This is a genomic window from Caballeronia sp. EK (assembly GCF_014384845.1).
GTDB classification, from domain to species: Bacteria; Pseudomonadota; Gammaproteobacteria; order Burkholderiales; family Burkholderiaceae; genus Caballeronia; species Caballeronia jiangsuensis.
On record NZ_JACSUE010000001.1, the window covers coordinates 447,088 to 464,327 of the forward strand.

A 17,240-nucleotide genomic window follows, 5' to 3' on the forward strand; every position below is an offset into this window, starting at 1 on the left:
CTTACTGGTTGCCCTGGCTCTGCTTCATGATTTCCTGCGCGGAGAAGTTGATGCCGCATGTCGGAAACGAGTTGCCGACAAAGAAGTTGTCGGATTCGTTCGGGAAGTAGTTGACGCCCGCCTTCAGCTTCGCGTCGTCCGTGATGTCGAGGGGCAGCTTGATCGCCACCGGAATCGTCTGACCGTCGAGTGCCGAGAGCGCGGTCTTGATCGCCACGGCCACCTGCGCGGGACCGCTGCCCGCCGACGTGCATTTCAGGCCCTGGCTGCCGTACTGCGCGCAGAACTTGCGAAAGCCGTTTTCCGTCTCGCCGCCGAACGGCACGAACGGATGCTTCGCGTCGATCATGGCGCGCACGACGCCGGTGTCGCCGCCCTGCGCCGAAATGCCGTCGAAATGGCCTTGCACCGCGATGGCGTCCGCGGCGGCCTTCTGCGCGACGCCGTCGTCCCATTTGCCGTAGACCTGCACGACGTTCCACTTCTTGCCGGTCTCGTCGAGCGTTTTCAGGAAACCGTTGTGCCGGTCCGTATCGACCGACGTGCCCGCCACGCCGCGAACCTCCAGCACCTTGCCGCCGTTCGGCACATGGGTCGCGAGCCACTTGGCCCACAGCACGCCGAGCCCGTACTGATCGACGTCGACGTTGATCGCGTCTTCGCTGTCGAGCGTGTTGTCGAACGCGATCAGCACGACGCCGGCTTTCTTCGCGCGGCGGATCGCCGGGCCGAACGAGGAGGGATTCTGCGCATCGACGATGATCGCGTCGTAGCCCGCATCGATGAAGTTGTTGACGGCCGAGATCTGCGCCGGGACGTCCTCGCCGGTGGAGACGACCTTGAATTCCTTGAGCTTCGCGGCGACCGCCGGTTGCGCCGTGTAGGCCTTGGCCGTCTTGATCATCTGGATGCGCCAGGTGTTGGCGATATAGCCGTTCACGAGCGCGATGCGGTACGGGCCGTTCTTCTTCGGATACTTGACGAACTTCGTGTCGCTCTTCCAGGGAACCATGCATGCGGGATCGCTGGATGGACCGGAAACGATCGAAGCCTGCGCGAAAGCCGCACTCGTGCACAACGCCAATGCCGCGCTCGCCGTCACTCTGAGCACCTGGATTCCTGGACGCATGTTGTCTCCTTGTTGTTGGATTCAATCTACCGACTGCGGGCGCGCATGGCTCGTCGTGGATTGGCGACACGGTGCGCGAGAAGCACGGAATCTTGCGGATTTGCCAGGCGGGACGCGATCGAACTAGCAGCAGGACCATTTTCAAAAGCGCCCCTCGAAGTGTCAGGAGGGCACGCGCGTGCGCGTTCGCGTCTGACAGTACTGGCATACCAATCCACGCGCGATAGTGGTTTACGAGCGTGCGCCGTTCGGCTTGAAACGCTTGATGGGTAAGGCTAGCCCGCGATCGGCCGATGCTGCGTTGCACAGGGATTGGTGTACCATTTTGACCAGCTTCGAGCGCCGCCCGGCGTCCTTGACGATCTCGAGAGTCCCAGATGGCCGATCTTTCGCACACGCCAGCCGGCCGTCTCGCCAACACGGACGCGGGCGACCGTTCGTATGTCGGGCTGGCGAACCGGATCTACGACCTGATCGCGGCCGGCGACATCGGGCCGCGCGCCCGCCTGCCTTCCGAACGCACGCTGGCCGAGCGTTTCGGCGTGAGCCGCACGCAGGTGAGGGAGGCGATCATCGCGTTGGAAGTGCAGGGCGTCGTCGAGGTGCGTGTCGGGTCGGGCATCTACGTGGCCGAAGCACCGGAGGCGCGCTCCGTGACGTTCAGGATGCCGCGCGGGCTGGGCCCGATCGAGACGCTGCGCGCCCGGGCGGTGATCGAAAGCGGGATCGCGGCGCTCGCCGCTATCGAACGCAAGGATGCGGACCTCGACCGGCTCTTCGCCGCGTTGCGCGCGATGCGCGAAAACATGCACGACAAGGCCGCCAACGAAGCCGCCGACCGCGATTTCCATCTGGCGATTGCGCGGGCGACGGGAAACGAAGTGCTCCACTCGGTCGTGACCGCGATATGGGACAACTCCCGCGCCGATCCGTTGTGGAAAAAGATCGAGGAGCACTTTCACACGCCCGCGTTGCGCGAGGCTTCGCAGGATGACCATCAGCGCATCTTTTCGGCCATTATGGCGCGCGATGCGAGCGCTGCGCGCGGGGCGATGCAGGCGCATCTCGCGCGCGTGGTCAGCGAGTTCACGCAGGCCTGGCGCTAGCGGGCGGCGACGTAACGGACCGTGGCGAGAGACTTGCTTCAATTCGCACCAACCCAATTGGCGCAGAGACTCTTCATGCCGCGACCGTCGTTCTCCACCCAGCTCTTCGCGCTCTGGATTCTCGTCGCCATCCTGTGCGGGCTGCTCACGGCGGCCGTGTGGCTCATCCTTTCGTCGGCGCTCGGCGAGCGCGTCACGACCGCGAAGCAACAGGCGGCTGCGGCCTGCACGGCGGTCGCATCGCGCTACGACCTGTCGATGCAGCGCCCCGGCGAAACCAACATCGATCTCATGCACGCGGTGCTCGATCTCGTGCTGATCCGCACCGATGGCATCGAAGGCGGCTTCTGGAACGACAAGACGACGGCCGGCGCGCCCAACGGCTTTCTGGCCTATGCGTTTCCCACCTACGAAGGCAGCGGCGTGAAGCGCGATGTCCCCGAGGCCGAGACGCCGCTCATTCTGCGCACGCTCAGAAAAGCGGGCGGCGCGGGCCAGATGCAGGTCGATGTCGTATCGAGCGGCGCGGATGCCGTGGTCGCGGTCGCCTGTCCCGTGCCGCGCCACACAGGCCTGCTGGCGTGGATGCTCACGCGCGCGCGGCCGCCGCTCGGACCCTACGGCGAGCGCGCCGCGACCATCCTGGCGGGCGTACTCGCGATCATCGTCGTGCTGGCCTTGTTTCTGGCCGTCGCGCTCAGGCGCTGGCGGCGCAACCTCACGCGGCTGGAACAGGCGCTCGCGCCCGATGGCGGATTCGAGCAGGGCCGGCGGCTCGAACGGCTCGGCGAGCGCGATCTGGACCAGATCGTCGATGCACTCAATCGCTATGTCGAGCGCGCCGCGCGTCTCAAGCGCGAGGCGAACGCGCTCAGCACGCAACTGGCGCAGGCCGAGCGATTCGGCGCGCTCGGCAAGATGGCGGCGCAGATCGCGCACGAGATCCGCAACCCTGCGGGGGCCATGCGTCTGAAGGCAGAGAATGCGCTCGCCGGCGACGGCGCGCGCCGCGAAGCCGCGCTGCGGACGATCATCGAGCAGGTGGGGCGCATCGAGGCGCAGGTGACCAGTTTGCTCGCGCTCACGCAGCCGGTGACCGTGAACGCGCGCGCCGTCGATCTGCACGCGTGGCTCGGCGACATCGTTCATACGCATGAAGCGAGCGCCGAGAGCCGCGCGATATCGTTGCGCGCGGAGATCGAAACCGGGGCGACGCAGCCCGTCTTCGATCCCGCGCAAATGGCGCGCGCGCTCGACAACCTGATCGTGAACGCGCTGCGCCATGCGCCGCCGGGCGGCCGCGTGACGGTGCGCGCGAAGGGCGCACAATGGACCGGAGGCGAACGGCTCAGGCTGGAAGTGACCGACGATGGTCCCGGCGTGAGCGCGGCCGAGCGCGAGCGCATTTTCGAGCCGTTCGTGACGGGCCGCCCCGATGGCTCCGGCCTCGGCCTCGCCGTCGTGCGCGAGATCGCGGCGGCGCATGGCGGACGCGCTTACCTCGCGGAGGATTCGAACGTGACATGCTTCGTGATCGAGGTGCCATGGCGACCATACTGATCATCGACGACGACGACGCCTTTCGCGAAGGCCTCGTCGAAACCATCCAGGACCTCGGTCACACGACGCTCGAAGCGCGCTCGGGCGAAGCGGCGCTGGAGCACTTGCGCGAGCGTTGCGCGCCGGACTGCATCTTTCTCGACTTCCGTTTGCCGGGCGCGGACGGTCTCGCCGTGCTCGAATCGCTGCGCGGCATGGCGGGCCTGCAACATGTGCCGGTCGTAATGCTGACCGCGCATGCGACGAGCGACAACACCATCGGCGCGATGCGGCTCGGCGCGTTCGAGCATCTCACCAAACCCGTCGGCCGCGACGAGATCGCGGTGCTGCTCGCACGCATGCTCGCGGCGCATCCCGATGCGCCCGTCGCCGCGACGCCTGCCTTCGCGGACGAAACGCCGTCGCGCGAGCCGCAACTGCTCGGCGTGAGCGATGCCATGCGCGATGTGCAAAAGCGTCTGGGCCGCGCGGCGGGCACGCACTCGACGGTCCTCATCACCGGCGAGACGGGCACAGGCAAGGAAGTGGCGGCGCATGTGCTGCATCGCGCTTCGGCGCGGGCGGGCGGGCCGTTCGTGGCGGTGAACTGCGCGGCGATTCCGGATGACCTGCTCGAAAGCGAGCTTTTCGGGCATGGCAAGGGCGCGTTCACCGGCGCGCACGCGGAGCGGCGAGGGCGCTTCGAGGAGGCGCACGGCGGCACGCTCTTTCTCGATGAAGTCGGCGACATGCCGCTCGCGATGCAGGCCAAGCTGCTGCGCGTGCTTCAGGAACGGCAGGTCACGCCGCTCGGCACGAACCGGCCCGTCGCCGTCGATGTGCGCGTCGTGGCGGCGACCCATCGCGATCTGCCGGCGATGGTCGCCGCGGGAACCTTCCGGCAGGATCTGTTGTATCGGCTGAACGTGATCCCGCTGCACTTGCCGCCCCTGCGTGAGCGGGTAGCGGATATCCTGCCGCTCGCGGAGCATTTCCTGTCGACGCTCGCGGCATCGCCGGATGCGGCTCACAAGCGGCTCTCCGCCGATGCGCAGCGCATGCTCGTCACGTTCAGCTGGCCCGGCAACGTGCGTGAACTGGCGAACGCGATGGAACGGGCGAGCGCGCTCGCGCCGGGCGCGCTGCTCACGCGCGAGGACTTCGCCTTCCTCTTCAACGCGACCGCGAGTCCGAGTGACGCGATCCCTGCCAGCCTCGCCGAGCTTCCACTCAACGATGCGCTCGCGCAACTCGAACGCGCGCTGATCGTCCGCGCTCTCGCGCTCACCGACGGCAATCGCGCCGAGGCGGCGCGCAGGCTCGGCATCAGTCGTCAATCGCTCTATACGCGTCTGGCGAACCTCGGGATGTCCAGCTCCGACAGTTGAGTGTCAAGAGATCGGACACCCGGCGTCCGATTCCCCGACACCACCGCGCGCTTCGTCACGCCGATACCTTGAGCAGTGGGCTTTCGTTGGATGGCATAGCCCTTGCAGATCACTCCGCGTCAAGCGAAGGAGTGAATCATGCAATCGACATCGACCAAGGCAAGCCGCAGCAACACCGCCCGCATCGCAAGCGCGATGAGTCTCACCGCGCTGCTGGCGATCAGCGCGGGTTGCGTTGCCCAGACCCAACCGCCCGTTGCGCCTGCGCCGCCCGTCGCGGCAGCGGGTTTGCCGCCGCCGCCGCCCGGAGCCGCGCCTGTGCCGCCGGCGCCCGGAGCCGGCCCCGCGCCGCTCGCGGACCAAGGAACGGCGGTTACGACGCAAGCCACGGTGTCGCGTTTTCTCATCAACCCCGATGGCGATGTCGACGGCTTCCTGACCGGCGACGGCGCGCTCGTCCACTTCCCGCCGCACATGAGCGCACAGCTCACGTCGGCGATACATCCGGGCGACAGCGTGCAGATCGAAGGGTGGCGCGATGCGGGCGGCAATCTCAAGGCGCAACGCATCACCGATGCGAGAAGCGGCCAGCAACTCACCGATCAGCCACCGCTGCCGGGCGCGCAGCCGCTGCCGCGAGAGTTGCGCGGCGCGGGTCTGTCGCGCCTGAGCGCGCAGGGACAGGTGGCGCACGTCACCACTGCTCCGCGCGGCGAGCCTGACGGCGTGATTCTCGCGGATGGCACCGTCATCAAACTCACGCCGCCCGTCGCCCAGCAATTCCCCCGGCTCGTGCAGGCGGGCGCGCGGGTATCGGCGCAAGGCTACGGCACGCGCAACCAGTACGGCACCGCGCTTCAGGCGACATCGTTCGGTGCGCCGGGCAACCTGACCCGGCTCTATGACCGCGCGCCGCCGAACCCATGAGCGTGTCGATGACCGACGCGCTTTCATCATCATCAAACGAGGATCAACGACATGCATTGGATCGACCCTGAAAGCCTTCCCGAAACGCGCGGCAAGGTGACGCGTTTTCTGCTGAACCCGCACGGCGAAATCGACGGCATCGTGCTCGGCGTGCGACAGGCGCTGCAGGTTCACTTTCCGCCTCATCTGTCGCGACAGATCGCGCGGCAGGTCGCCGTGGGCGACGAGGTTCGCGTGCGGGGCGTGAAGCCGCGCGGCGCGGACATGATCGCGGCGGTCTCGCTTACGCCTAAGAACGGCAAGGTCATTCTCGACGAAGGCCCGCATCACGATGGCGAGAAACATCAGAAGCCGCACGTCGAACGCAAGCCGATGGAAGCGAGCGGCGAAGTGGTGCTGTCGCTCTTCGGACCGAAAGGTGAACTGCGCGGCGCGCTGCTCGACGATGGCACGTCGCTGCGGATGCCGCCGCATGCCGCAGCCGAACTGACCGCGTATCTCGCGCCGGGCGCGCACGTTCAGGCGTGGGGGCACGGCATCCGCAACCGCCACGGGCGGACGATCGAAGTGGATGAGATCGCCGAACTGATCGACGCGCCGGTCGCCGCCTGACGCAACACGGGCGTGCAACTCTGGAGAGCGACATGCCGAGCTGGCCCAACAAGAACGGACGTCCCTGGTGAGCAGCCCATGAACCCTCTCTATGCGCTCGAAGGACTGAGCTTTTTCATGGCCGATGTGCAGGCGGGCATCGGCCCTTTCCTCGGCGTTTTTTTGCAGGCGCAGGGCTGGCATCCGGCATCGATCGGCACCGTGATGACGCTCGGCGGCATCGCCGGCATGCTCGCGACTTCCCCGGCGGGCGCGCTCGTCGATGCGACGCATCACAAGCGCGGCCTCATCGTGACGGCGGGCGTCATGACGACGCTCGCATCGCTCGTGCTGTGGGTGTCGCACGACTTCTGGATGGTCGCCGCCTCGCAGATTCTCACGGCGGTGACCGGCGCCGCGCTCGGTCCGGCGGTCGCGGGCGTGACGCTCGGCATCGTGCGCGAACGCGGCTTCGACCGGCAGTTCGCGCGCAATCAGGTGGCCAATCACGCGGGCAATGTCGTGGGCGCGGCGCTTTCGGGATGGCTCGGCTGGCGCTTCGGATTCGGCGCGGTGTTCGCGCTCGCGAGCGTATTCGGAGCGCTGACGGTTCTATCGACGCTGCTGATCCGCGCGGATTCGATCGATCACGACAGCGCGCGCGGCCTCGCCACCTCGTCGCCAACGTCGTCGTCTTCGGAGCATGAGCACGCGAGCGGCTTTCGCATGTTGCTCACGTGCAGGCCGCTGCTGTTGCTCGCCGCCGCGCTCGCGATGTTCCACCTCGGCAATGCAGCGATGCTGCCGCTCTATGGCCTCGCCGTGGTCGCCGCGCATCAGGGCGATCCGAGCGCGTTCACCGCGCAGACGATCGTCGTCGCGCAACTCGTGATGGTCGCGGCAGCGTTTTTCGCAAACCGGCTGATCCAGCGCACCGGCTACTGGGGCGTGATTCTGATCACGTTCCTTGCGCTGCCGTTGCGCGGTCTGGTCGCGGCGATGTTCATCAACGCATGGGGCGTGTGGCCCGTGCAGGCGCTCGACGGCATCGGCGCGGGGCTGCAAAGCGTGGCTGTTCCCGCGCTCGTGGTGCGTTTGCTGCAAGGCACCGGGCGCGTCAATGTCGGGCAGGGCGTGGTGATGACGGTGCAGGGCATCGGTGCCGCGCTCAGTCCCGCGCTGGGCGGCGCGCTCGCACAGCATTTCGGCTATGTGACCGCGTTTCTCGCGCTGGGCGCCGTGTCGACGGGCTCGCTCGTGCTCTGGCTCTCTTTCGGCACATCGCTCAAGAAAGCATGCGGCAGTTGCCGCGATTCCGCCAACGATCCTTCTCTCGCCACATGATCGCCACATGAATCCGATTTTTCTGTCCTGGGGCATCGGGCTGGCTGCGACCGCCGGCGTCATCCTCCGTCCCTTCAGATGGCCCGAGGCGATCTGGGCCGTCGCGGGCGCCTTGCTGCTCGTCGCGCTCGGCCTGCTTCCCGCGAATCTCGCGTGGCAGGCGGTCGGAAAGGGCACCGATGTGTACCTGTTCCTCATCGGCATGATGCTGCTCTCCGAGCTCGGCAGGCGCGAAGGCCTGTTCGACTGGATCGCGGTCCTTGCCGTGAATCATGCGAAGGGTTCGCCGCGCAGGCTCTTCTTGCTGGTGTATCTCGTCGGCGTCGTGGTGACGACTTTCCTTTCCAACGATGCCGCCGCCGTCGTGCTCACGCCCGCCGTGTTCGCCGCGGCGAAGAAGGCGCAGACGAAGCCGCTGCCGCTTCTGTATGTGTGCGCGTTCATCGCGAACGCGGCGAGCTTCGTGTTACCGATATCGAATCCCGCCAATCTCGTGCTCTATGCGAATCACACGCCGGCGCTGGGCCTATGGGTAGCGCGCTTCGCGTTGCCCTCGGTGCTGTCGATCGTCGCGACGTTTTTCATGCTGCGCTGGACGCAACGCGGCGAGCTCGTCGGCGCGTGCGCCTCCGATCTTCCCGTCGACAAGCTGAGCACGAACGGGAAGGTGACGCTCGCGGGCATCGGCGTGACGGCGATCGCGTTGCTCATCGTTTCCGCCCTCGACATGCAACTGGGCTTGCCGACGGCCATCCTCGGCATTCTCACGGCGCTGGTCGTGCTCGTGAAGGAACGTCAATCGCCGGTCGAACTCGTCAGCGAGATTTCGTGGAGCGTGCTGCCGCTCGTCGCGGGCCTGTTCGTGCTCGTGGAGATGCTCGCGCACACGGGCGTCGTCGCGGCGCTCTCGCATGTGCTCGCGAGCATGGCGCAACAGAATCAATCGCTCGCGGCTGCGGTGTCGGGCGTCGTCGTCGCTTTGGGCAGCAATGCGATCAACAACCTGCCGGCCGGGCTCATCGCCAGCGCGACGGCGTTGCAGGCGCACAGTCCCGAGCGCGTGATCGACGCGTTGCTGATCGGCGTGGATCTCGGGCCGAATCTGTCGATCACCGGTTCGCTCGCGACCATTCTCTGGCTCTCGTCCATTCGGCGCGAGGGCGAGGAAGTGAGTTTCATGCAGTTCTTCAGGGTCGGCGTGGCCGTCATGCTGCCCGCGCTCGTGCTGGCGCTGGGTGCGCGGCTTCTGATCGCGCATTGAACGAAAACAACGGAGGACAACGATGAGCCAGGTGTGGATTTTTCCGTTCATCATCGCGGGCGGCATCCTTCAGGCCGCGGGTGCGCCCATCAACGGCGTGCTGAAAGGCTCGCTCGTCAATCCGTGGCTCGCGTCGAGCATTTCGTTTCTGCTGGTGACGTTTCTCGCCGTCGCGTTGTTCTTCATCCAGCCGACCCCGCTGCCGACGCTCGACGATCTGCGCAGCATGAAATGGTGGGCGCCGCTCGGCGGCATCGTCGGGGCTGTCGCCGTATTTGCAGGTCTGACGCTGGTGCAGAAAGTCGGTGTCGGCACGCTCAATGGGCTGACCATCTGCGCGAACCTCGTGGCGTCGGTCGCGATCGATCACTTCGGTTTGATCGGCGTGGCGGAGCATCCCATCAGCTGGTTGCGCTTGCTGGGCACCTTGCTGATGGTGGCCGGTGTCGCGCTCGTGATGCGCTTCTGAACGGCGATGAAACGCGAACGCGGACGGTGGCGTTTTCGCGAGTCGTTCGACTGGCGCGTCGTGCCGCTCACGGCGCTCGTGATCGTCGCTGCTGCGACGTCCTATGGCTATCACCGCATCCTGCTCGCGCAACGCGACTGGATCGAACACACGTATCGGGTGATGTCGACGCTGGAGACGACACTCCAGTTGATGACCGATGCCGAGACCGGTCAGCGCGGCTACATTCTCACGGTCAACGAAGCGTATCTCAGGCCGTATTTGCAGGCGATCAAGGAAGTGCAGGCGGAACCGACGAAGCTCAGGAAACTGGTTCACGACAGCCCCGCGCAGCTTGCGCGCGTCGATGCACTGGACCTCGCCTTGCAAGACAAGCTTGCCGAACTCGCACGGACGCTGAGTGTTCTGAAGGAGCAAGGGACAGCGCAGGCGCGCGACATGATACTGAGCGATGTCGGCCTCGAACGCATGGACCGGATTCGGATGCTGATTGCGCAGATGCGTCAGTCGGAAACCGAACTGCTGATCGAGCGCACCGATCGTGCAACACGAACCGAGTGCGCGATGCTCGTCGTGACGATCAGCCTTGCGATGCTCTCGATAGCAGCACGGCTCGGGCTGCATTTCGTGCGCGGCAATAAAGCGAGAACCTGAACGCGATCTAACCCTCGCGAATCTCCCGCGCGCAAGCCTGCAAGCGGATGAATGCGCGGTACCGCGCATCGTGCAACTGCGCGAGGTCGCCGCTTGCCGGCGTGTACGTCTCCTTGACGCGCGCCATGCCGCTCATCGCCGAGCGAACGTCGTCGAACAGGCCGCCCGCCACGGCGCCGAGCATCGCAGCGCCGAGCAGCACGGGCTCCTCGGCCTGCGTGGCCAGCACCGGCTTGCCGGTCGCATCGGCGAGCAGTTGCCGAACCAGATCGAGCCGGCCCGCGCCGCCGCTGATCATCACACGCTCGATCGGCGCGCCGGCCTGAGCCTGCGCTTCGATGATCTGACGCAGGCCGTAACTGATGCTGCACACGCCGGCGACATACAGCGCGACCAGACTGTCGAGGCCGGTTTCCATGCCGAGACCGGCGATGACCGCGCGCGCGTGCGGATCGGCGAAAGGCGCGCGGTTGCCGAGGAACTCGGGAACGATGTGCAGGCCGTCGGCGAGCTTTACCGCGTCGGAAAGGCTTCCGGACGCCTGCGCCGCGAGCCCGGCCAGCATGCCCGGGAGCGATTCGCCGCGCTCTTGCGCGCGCCTCCCCGCATCGGCGGCGGCGGGATGCATCGCGAGCAGGCGTTCGATCGCCGCGCCGGCGACCGACTGACCGCCTTCGTTGAGCCATGCCTGCGGCACCATCGCCGAGAAGTAGGGGCCCCAGACGCCGGGCACGAAGACCGGCTCCGCGGTCGTCGTCATCGTGCATGACGAGGTGCCGAACACATAGGCCAGGCAGGACTCCGGATTGCCTTGCGCGCCCACGGTGCCGATGCCGCCCGCATGGGCATCGATCACACCCGCGCCGACCGGCGTTCCGGCGATCAGGCCGAGTTCCGCGGCGGCACGTTCGGTGAGCCCGTTGCCGAGTCGCGTGCCCGGTTCGACCACCTGCCGACCGATGCGCGCGAAGTCCTCGTCCGCCAGCGCGCCGAGTCCGATGGTCCGGAAATAGCTGTCGTCCCAGCGCCGTTCATGCGCGAGATAGGTCCACTTGCAGGTCACGGTGCAGACCGACCTCGACAGATCGCCGGACGCGCGCCATGTCAGGAAGTCGGTGAGATCGAAGAACTGCCACGCGGCGTTAAAGGTCTGCGGGCGGTTTTCCAGAAGCCACAAGAGCTTCGGCGTCTCCATTTCCGGCGAGATTCTGCCGCCGACGAACTTCAGCACCGCGTGGTCCGTCGCGTTGATGCGCGCCGCCTGTTCGAGCGCACGATGATCCATCCAGACCACGATGTCACGCCCGGCCACTTCCGACGGTCCCACGGGCAGCGCCGTGCCGCCATCGCCCAGCACGACGAGCGAACAGGTTGCGTCGAAGCTGATTCCGGCGACGGACTCGGGCGCGATCGCCGCCTGCGCGAGCGCTTCCTTCACGGCATGGCAGACGGCGTTCCAGATTTCCCCGCTCGACTGCTCGACGATGGCGCCGCTCTCATGGAACAGCGTAATGTCCTTCTTCGCCGAGGCGGCCATATTGCCGGCGGCATCGAAAATTCCGGCGCGGGCGCTGCCGGTGCCCACGTCGACGCCGATGACATGGCGTGCGCCGGCGCTCGGGTTGCTTGCGTTCATCTCTCTGTCCGTGGTTGGAGTGGGGTCATGACGGCGAGCCTACATCGCCCGCCCGATGCGTGCTCACAGATCGACGCTGTTGGGCAGGATCACGAGATCGCGAATGGTCACGTTGCGCGGACGCGTCAGCATGAAGAGCACGGCTTCGGCGACCTCGCGCGGCTGCATCAGACTGCCGGATGCGAGCGCTTCCTCCATCTTGGCTTTCGGCCAGTCGTCGAGCAGGGCGGTGACCACCGGGCCGGGCGCAACGGCGCCCACGCGCACGCCGTGCTTCGCGACCTGACGCCGCGTGGTGTGCACGAACGCCTGCACGGCGAACTTGGATGCGGTGTAGATCGGTTCCCACACGACCGGCACGATGCCCGCGATCGAACTGGTGAACACGATATCGCCCGATTTCTGCGCGACCATATGCGGCAGGACGGCGTGCACCGAGCGGAACGCGGCGTTGATGTTCAGGTTCAGCATGCGATCCCATTCGTCCGGATTGCCGTCCACGATTTCGCCGCCGATATACGCGCCCGCGTTGGCGTGAAAGATGTCGAGACCGCCGGCGAGATCGAGAATCTTCGGCAGCATCGCCGAGACTTCGGACGGCTTGAGCAAATCCACGGACAAGGGCAGCGCGTTCGCGCCCAGTTCCGCGCAGCAGGCCGCGAGCCGGTCCTGCGCGCGATCGATCAGCACGACCTTCGCGCCTTCCTCGATCAGGACGCGCGCGCACTCCAGGCCGATGCCCGACGCCGCGCCGGTGATGGCGGCCACTTTTCCCGCGATGGATACTGACATTGACGATTCTCCTGTTTGAGTCCGATCACGCGCGACCGTGCGACACGCGCGATTGCCGGGCGAGCGAATCGACGATCACCGCGATGGCCAGCACCGCGCCGGTGATCATGAAGCGCAACGAAGAAGACAGATTCAGCAGCGTGAGGCCGCTTGCAATCGACTGAATCACGATGATGCCGAGCACCGCCGAATACGCGTTGCCGCGGCCGCCGAACAGACTCGTCCCGCCGATCACCGCCGCCGCGATGGCGTTCAGGTTGACGTCGCCGGTGCCGGCCTGCTGGCTCGCGGATGCGAGGCGGGCTGCGGTGAGAATGCCGCCGAGCGCGGCGAAACTCGCGCACAGCACGAACGCGCTCGTATAGATGCTCGCGACCTTGATGCCCGCGCGCCGCGCGGCCTCGCGGTTGCCGCCGACCGCGTTCATCGAGCGGCCCCAGCGCGTGCGCGTCAGCGCGTAGTCCATGAGCACGGTGAGGCCGAGGAAGACGCCGAACATCAGCGGCACGCCGCGCCCCGAGTTGAGATAGGCGACGACGATCTCCAGAAACACGGTGATCGCGACGGCGCGCGCCAGCAGGCCGCCCATCGAGGGCGCGGAAAGCCGCGCGGCCTGACGGCGCGCGCGCGTGCGTAGACCGAGCACGAGGATCGTCACGCCGGGCAGCAGCGCCAGCACGTGCGAGACGAGCGCGGGGATGATCATCAATTGCCCGAAGTCCACCATCGTCGTGGAGTACGGCAGGTTGATGGAGCCGCTCGCGCCCAGCACATAGAGCTGCATCCCGAGAATCGCGAGCAGTCCCGCGAGCGTCGAGACGAAACTCGGCATGCCGAGCCGGTTGAGCAGCAACGCGTACAGCGCGCCGATCGCGCCGCCCACCACGATTGCCGCGACGCACGCGAGCAGCACGGGCCAGCCTTCATTGACCCACAGCGTGCCGACGAGCGCGGAGGCGAAGCCGCTCATCGACCCCACCGACAGGTCGATCTCGCCGACCAGCAGCACGCAGACGATGCCGAGCGAAATGACGCCGACCGTCGAACAATCGAACAACAGGTTCACGAGATTGTTGGCGGACAGAAAGACCGGGTTCAGACTCGTGAACACGGTCCAGATGATGATGAGACCCGCGATGACCGGCAGCGATCCGAGATCGCCGGAGCGCACGCGGTCGACGAACGCGGAAACGCTTTCACCGACGCCGCTCGCGTGCTTGACGCGGACATCGCTGCGGTCGAGCAGGGTGGAAGGCTGGGGCGCGCTTTGCGTATCGGGCGGCGCGCTGCCCGGAGTGTGCTTGCTCATGATCGATCCTTTACCCGATGTCCTGTTTCATGCGTCCTGTTGAGCCTGACGGCGTCCGGCGCGGCGCGATACGGCGTTCTCGGTCGCGCCGGTGATCGCGGCCACCAGCTCCGCGTTCGACGAATCGGGATAGAAGATGCCGTTGTTGCGGCCGAGCCGCAGCACCACGATGCGGTCCGCGACCGCGCGCACGTCCTCCATGTTGTGACTGATCATGATGACCGCGTGGCCGCGATCGCGTACGCGCTCGATCAGGTTCAGCACTTCGGCCGTCTGCGCGACGCCGAGCGCGGCCGTCGGCTCGTCGAGCATGATGAGCTTCGGGTCGAGCAGCAGCGAACGCGCGATGGCGACCGTCTGGCGCTGCCCGCCCGAGAGCGAGGCGACGACGTCGCGCACGCTCGGAATGCGCGCCGAGAGTTCGTTCAAGAGCGTCCAGGCGCGCACTTCCATCGACACTTCGTCGAGACGCATGGGAGCGAGCTCGCGCCCGAGATAGATGTTGGCGACGACATCCAGGTTCTCGCACAAGGCGAGGTCCTGGAAGACCGTCGCGATACCCAGGTCGAGCGCCATGCCCGGATCCGACAGCGTGACTTCCTTGCCGCCGAAGGTGATTGTGCCTGCGCTCGGCTGATGCACGCCCGCGAGGATCTTGACGAGCGTCGATTTGCCCGCGCCGTTGTCGCCCACCAGCGCGACGACTTCGCCGGCGTGGACGTCGAGCTCGATGTCGGTGAGCGCCGACACCGCGCCGAAATGCTTCGAGACGCCGCGCAGGCTCAGCACCAGCTCGCCGCGCCCGGCGTGTGGAGTGGGGATTGCATTCATGATGTTCCTCTTCGGTGCGGCGGAACCCGCAGGCAGCCGGGCTTCGCCGCGATCAGTCCCGGTCAGTGCGTGATGCCGAGCTTCTTGCAGCCGTCCGCATAACGGTCCGTGCAAAGCTCCTTCGCGTTCGCGAAGCCCTTGTCCACCACTTCGGCCTTCAGGTTCTGCGCCGTGATGACCGACGGTTTGAACAACTGCGTCGGCGTGTTGAAGAGCGAGGTTTCGCCCTTCGGCGCCTGTCCCGAGAGAAAGCCGACCGCTGCCTTCGCCGCCGCCGCCGCGACGATCTCGCTCGGCTTGAGGATGGTGTTGTACTGGTCGCCCGAGATGATGAGCTGCAGGCCGGCGATGGTCGCATCGTTGCCGGTCACGGGCGGCACGGGATTGACGCCGGCCGCCTTGAAGGCAGCGATGGTGCCGCCGGCGGTGCCGTCGTTGGCCGCCACCACGCCGACGATCTGCGAGCTGAAGCGCGTGATCTGCCCGCTGACCCATTGCTGGGCCTTGGGCGGCGCCCATTCCGGCGTGTCGTATTCCGCGAGGGTCTTGTAGCCGCCGCTTTGCAGACCGGTGTGAATGCCCTTCTTGATGAGACCCGCCGCCGCATCCGTGGGCGAGCCGTTGACTTCGAGCACGCCGCCCTTGCTGGTCGCGACGCCCGTCGCCTTGAGATGTTCGACGAGCGACGTCGCGATTGCCTTGCCGATGCCTTCGTTATCGAAGGAAACGTAATAGTCCGCCGGCGTCGACGGCACGGGCCGGTCATAGGCGATGACCTTGATCCCCTGACTCTGCGCCATATGCACGAGCGACGCGGCAGCCGTGGAATCCACCGGATCCAGGACGATCACCTTCGCGCCTTGCGCAATCACGGAATTGAACTGCTGCTGCTGCGTCGCGACGGCCGCATTGGCGTTCTGATAGAGCACTTTGCAATCCGGACAAAGCTTCGCCATTTCGGCCTTGAAGCCGGGAAAGTCGTGTTGCTCGTAGCGCGTCGAGGCCTGATCGGGCATCAGGAACGCAACCGTGCCGCTGGGCGCGGCCAGCGCCGGCAGGCTGCACGACAGGCCGAGACTCAGCGCGCCCGCGCTGATCAGTTGGGTTGAGAGCTTTTTCATTGCATGTCTCCGGGTTCTTGGGATTTGAATGTCGTACTACCGTGGTTGGCCTGCCGTTTGCGCCTTTGAACAGGTTAGGTATCCTTTTCAAGAAGTCTGTTATCGGATGCCTGACGCCGCCATTGCGCCGCACCCTAGCCGGCGATTTCCGGCATCTCGACCTGTTCGATCGAATCAGCCGCGCTCGCGGCGTTGAGCCGTTGATAGGTGCGCCAGCGCGTCGGCGACATCTGCTTGAGCAACAGGAACTGGCGATTGAAATTCGAAAGATTATTGAAGCCGACCTGATAGCAGATATCGGTGACGCTCAACTCATCCGACATCAGCAACTGGCAGGCCAGGTTGATGCGCAGGCGGTTCACGTACTGGACGAACGGCACGCCCGTATGGCGGCGGAAATAGCGCGAGAAGGCGCTCGCGCTTTGTCCCGCGAGTTCCGCCAGCTCGGTCTCGCGCAACTCCTGCGAGAGATTCTTCCCGATGAACGAAAGCACGTGATTGATGCGGGTCTCGCCGTAACGGTCGGGGTCGGCGCGATAGGCGGCGCTCGCGAGCCTTCGCGGTTTTTCGCTCTGGGCGAGCAACTCGAACAACGCCGCCAGCAGGCCGATGCGCCGCATGCCTTGCGCGCCGAGCATCTCGCGCATGATCGGTTCGGCGGCCGCGCCCGTCTCCTGTGTGAAGAGCAGGCCCCAGCGCGATGAATCGAGGAGTGACTCCATGCGCCTGAACTCCGGAAACGCCTCGGTCGCGCGCGTGACGAATCCGCTATCGAACTGGAGCACGAGGCAGCGTTCGGCGACGCGATCGCCGCCCGGGACGTTGCTGACCCAGTTGTGCGGCAGGTTCGATCCAACCATCACGAGATTGCCCGGCGCGAAATTGCCGATGTGATCGCCGACGAAGTATTTGCCCGTGGTCGCGGTGATGAGATGGATCTCGTACTCGGGATGAAAGTGCCACCGCACGGTGCGATAGGGATAGCCATGCGACCACACCTTGAACGACTCATCGCGCGGGACAGCGACCAGCTCCAGATCGGGCTCGGTCGCTTTGGCGCGACGGGCATCGTCGTTGCGCGCCATCGTCTCCCGGTTTGCTGTCATGCATCGTCTCCACGGCTTTTTGTCCTTTTGCGCAGCG

General features: G+C 66.1%; 16 protein-coding genes. 9 read left to right on the forward strand and 7 right to left on the reverse strand.

Annotated features, from left to right (window positions below):
• Position 1: 1 nt before the first annotated feature.
• The gene (locus IAG25_RS01925) at positions 2–1,129 is read right to left on the reverse strand and encodes a sugar ABC transporter substrate-binding protein (RefSeq protein WP_187603266.1); all 1,128 of its coding nucleotides are present in this window, start codon (positions 1,127–1,129) and stop codon (positions 2–4) included.
• 377 nt (positions 1,130–1,506) lie between these two features.
• Between IAG25_RS01925 and IAG25_RS01930 the strand changes: the two genes are divergently transcribed.
• The 9 genes from IAG25_RS01930 to IAG25_RS01970 all read left to right on the forward strand — a co-directional run bounded on the left by IAG25_RS01930 (position 1,507) and on the right by IAG25_RS01970 (position 10,408).
• Complete coding sequence (locus IAG25_RS01930; protein WP_187603267.1) at positions 1,507–2,235, forward strand: FadR/GntR family transcriptional regulator; 729 nt, start codon at positions 1,507–1,509, stop codon at positions 2,233–2,235.
• 75 nt (positions 2,236–2,310) lie between these two features.
• Positions 2,311–3,795, forward strand: coding sequence for a sensor histidine kinase (locus IAG25_RS01935; RefSeq protein ID WP_187603268.1), 1,485 nt, complete (start codon positions 2,311–2,313; stop codon positions 3,793–3,795).
• Positions 3,780–5,162, forward strand: coding sequence for a sigma-54-dependent transcriptional regulator (locus tag IAG25_RS01940; protein WP_187603269.1), 1,383 nt, complete (start codon positions 3,780–3,782; stop codon positions 5,160–5,162). The genes IAG25_RS01935 and IAG25_RS01940 overlap by 16 nt, the downstream gene beginning before the upstream one ends.
• A gap of 138 nt (positions 5,163–5,300) precedes the next feature.
• The gene (locus tag IAG25_RS01945) at positions 5,301–6,089 is read left to right on the forward strand and encodes a hypothetical protein (RefSeq protein ID WP_187603270.1); all 789 of its coding nucleotides are present in this window, start codon (positions 5,301–5,303) and stop codon (positions 6,087–6,089) included.
• 51 nt (positions 6,090–6,140) lie between these two features.
• On the forward strand, positions 6,141–6,701 hold the full coding sequence (locus IAG25_RS01950; RefSeq protein ID WP_187603271.1) for a hypothetical protein: 561 nt from the start codon (positions 6,141–6,143) through the stop codon (positions 6,699–6,701).
• Positions 6,702–6,779: 78 nt separating this feature from the next.
• Positions 6,780–8,024, forward strand: a complete 1,245-nt coding sequence (locus IAG25_RS01955; RefSeq protein WP_187603272.1) for an MFS transporter — start codon at positions 6,780–6,782, stop codon at positions 8,022–8,024.
• A gap of 7 nt (positions 8,025–8,031) precedes the next feature.
• A complete protein-coding gene (locus tag IAG25_RS01960; protein WP_187603273.1) occupies positions 8,032–9,285 on the forward strand; it encodes an arsenic transporter in 1,254 nt (417 codons plus the stop codon).
• A 22-nt stretch (positions 9,286–9,307) separates the two neighbouring features.
• Positions 9,308–9,754: a DMT family transporter gene (locus tag IAG25_RS01965; RefSeq protein WP_187603274.1), complete on the forward strand. Its 447-nt coding sequence runs from the start codon at positions 9,308–9,310 to the stop codon at positions 9,752–9,754.
• 6 nt (positions 9,755–9,760) lie between these two features.
• Positions 9,761–10,408 (forward strand): CHASE3 domain-containing protein, encoded by a 648-nt coding sequence (locus IAG25_RS01970; RefSeq protein ID WP_187603275.1) that lies wholly within the window; start codon positions 9,761–9,763, stop codon positions 10,406–10,408.
• A gap of 7 nt (positions 10,409–10,415) precedes the next feature.
• On the opposite strand, the gene IAG25_RS01975 is transcribed toward IAG25_RS01970, so the two are convergent.
• From IAG25_RS01975 to IAG25_RS02000, 6 genes are all read right to left on the reverse strand, one after another.
• Positions 10,416–12,044: an FGGY-family carbohydrate kinase gene (locus IAG25_RS01975; protein ID WP_187603276.1), complete on the reverse strand. Its 1,629-nt coding sequence runs from the start codon at positions 12,042–12,044 to the stop codon at positions 10,416–10,418.
• A 63-nt stretch (positions 12,045–12,107) separates the two neighbouring features.
• The gene (locus IAG25_RS01980) at positions 12,108–12,836 is read right to left on the reverse strand and encodes an SDR family oxidoreductase (RefSeq protein WP_035498318.1); all 729 of its coding nucleotides are present in this window, start codon (positions 12,834–12,836) and stop codon (positions 12,108–12,110) included.
• A 25-nt stretch (positions 12,837–12,861) separates the two neighbouring features.
• Positions 12,862–14,145: a sugar ABC transporter permease gene (locus IAG25_RS01985; RefSeq protein WP_187603277.1), complete on the reverse strand. Its 1,284-nt coding sequence runs from the start codon at positions 14,143–14,145 to the stop codon at positions 12,862–12,864.
• A 27-nt stretch (positions 14,146–14,172) separates the two neighbouring features.
• Positions 14,173–14,976, reverse strand: coding sequence for an ATP-binding cassette domain-containing protein (locus IAG25_RS01990; protein ID WP_187603278.1), 804 nt, complete (start codon positions 14,974–14,976; stop codon positions 14,173–14,175).
• A 62-nt stretch (positions 14,977–15,038) separates the two neighbouring features.
• Entirely contained in the window at positions 15,039–16,097 is a 1,059-nt protein-coding gene (locus IAG25_RS01995) for an ABC transporter substrate-binding protein (RefSeq protein ID WP_187603279.1), read from the reverse strand.
• A gap of 134 nt (positions 16,098–16,231) precedes the next feature.
• Positions 16,232–17,203, reverse strand: coding sequence for an AraC family transcriptional regulator (locus IAG25_RS02000; protein ID WP_187603280.1), 972 nt, complete (start codon positions 17,201–17,203; stop codon positions 16,232–16,234).
• Positions 17,204–17,240: the final 37 nt, after the last annotated feature.